We start from the raw sequence: 1,888 nt of genomic DNA, 5'->3' as shown, positions 1-1,888 counted from the left end.
AGGAAAAACCAGAAACAACAGATCCTGTTGCCTCAGGACCCAACAGTGTGCCAAACGATAACCCCCGGGCCATGACCCCGAACCCGCTTTCCAACCCCCAGGGGGGCGTACTCACCGATCCGGAAGAAACCCGGAAGAACCTGTTCATTGATATTCCACCCATGAGCACCCGCCGAAGAACAAACGCCTTCGAAACGGGCATAACTCCTGGAAACCGTGCATCCAACACTGTGGAAGAACACAACCAGTTTCAGGTGCTCCTTAGAAAGGAGGTGATCCAGCCGCACCTTCCGGTACGGCTACCTTGTTACGACTTAGTCCCAATCGCCGGTCCCACCTTCGACGGCTCCCTCCCACAAGGGGTTAGGCCACCGGCTTCGGGTGTTACCAACTTTCGTGACTTGACGGGCGGTGTGTACAAGGCCCGGGAACGTATTCACCGCAGCGTTGCTGATCTGCGATTACTAGCGACTCCAACTTCATGAGGTCGAGTTGCAGACCTCAATCCGAACTGAGACCGGCTTTTTGGGATTAGCTCCACCTCACAGTATCGCAACCCTTTGTACCGGCCATTGTAGCATGCGTGAAGCCCAAGACATAAGGGGCATGATGATTTGACGTCGTCCCCACCTTCCTCCGAGTTGACCCCGGCAGTCTCCTATGAGTCCCCGGCATAACCCGCTGGCAACATAGAACGAGGGTTGCGCTCGTTGCGGGACTTAACCCAACATCTCACGACACGAGCTGACGACAACCATGCACCACCTGTAAACCGGCCACAAGTGGGGGGCCTGTTTCCAGGCCTTTCCGGTTCATGTCAAGCCTTGGTAAGGTTCTTCGCGTTGCATCGAATTAATCCGCATGCTCCGCCGCTTGTGCGGGCCCCCGTCAATTCCTTTGAGTTTTAGCCTTGCGGCCGTACTCCCCAGGCGGGGCACTTAATGCGTTAGCTACGGCGCGGAAAACGTGGAATGTCCCCCACACCTAGTGCCCAACGTTTACGGCATGGACTACCAGGGTATCTAATCCTGTTCGCTCCCCATGCTTTCGCTCCTCAGCGTCAGTTAATGCCCAGAGACCTGCCTTCGCCATCGGTGTTCCTCCTGATATCTGCGCATTTCACCGCTACACCAGGAATTCCAGTCTCCCCTACATCACTCTAGTCTGCCCGTACCCACTGCAGACCCGGGGTTGAGCCCCGGGCTTTCACAGCAGACGCGACAAACCGCCTACGAGCTCTTTACGCCCAATAATTCCGGATAACGCTTGCGCCCTACGTATTACCGCGGCTGCTGGCACGTAGTTAGCCGGCGCTTCTTCTGCAGGTACCGTCACTTTCGCTTCTTCCCTGCTGAAAGAGGTTTACAACCCGAAGGCCGTCATCCCTCACGCGGCGTCGCTGCATCAGGCTTTCGCCCATTGTGCAATATTCCCCACTGCTGCCTCCCGTAGGAGTCTGGGCCGTGTCTCAGTCCCAGTGTGGCCGGTCACCCTCTCAGGCCGGCTACCCGTCGTCGCCTTGGTGGGCCATTACCCCAACCAACAAGCTGATAGGCCGCGAGTCCATCCAAAACCGCAATAAAGCTTTCCACCCCCATGGCATGCGCCAGGAGGTCGTATCCGGTATTAGACCCGGTTTCCCAGGCTTATCCCGAAGTCAAGGGCAGGTTACTCACGTGTTACTCACCCGTTCGCCACTAATCATTCTGTGCAAGCACAGAAGTCATCGTTCGACTTGCATGTGTTAAGCACGCCGCCAGCGTTCATCCTGAGCCAGGATCAAACTCTCCGTAAATGTGTTACAGACACACAACCGGAGCCAAGGAAAATTGGCTGCACAGTCATGCACTAAATTCGAAACCAGCTAAAAAAACCATCCACACCCACG

1 rRNA gene is annotated in these 1,888 nt (G+C 56.0%); it reads right to left on the bottom strand.

Annotated elements, in window-relative coordinates:
* Window positions 1-265: 265 nt before the first annotated feature.
* Window positions 266-1,795, bottom strand: a 16S ribosomal RNA gene (locus AO716_RS09425).
* Window positions 1,796-1,888 lie beyond the last annotated feature (93 nt).

The organism is Arthrobacter sp. Edens01, from assembly GCF_001307035.1.
Classification (GTDB): domain Bacteria; phylum Actinomycetota; class Actinomycetes; order Actinomycetales; family Micrococcaceae; genus Arthrobacter_B.
The sequence above is the reverse complement of the archived record's forward strand: the minus strand, read 5'-3'. Positions and strand labels throughout refer to the sequence as shown.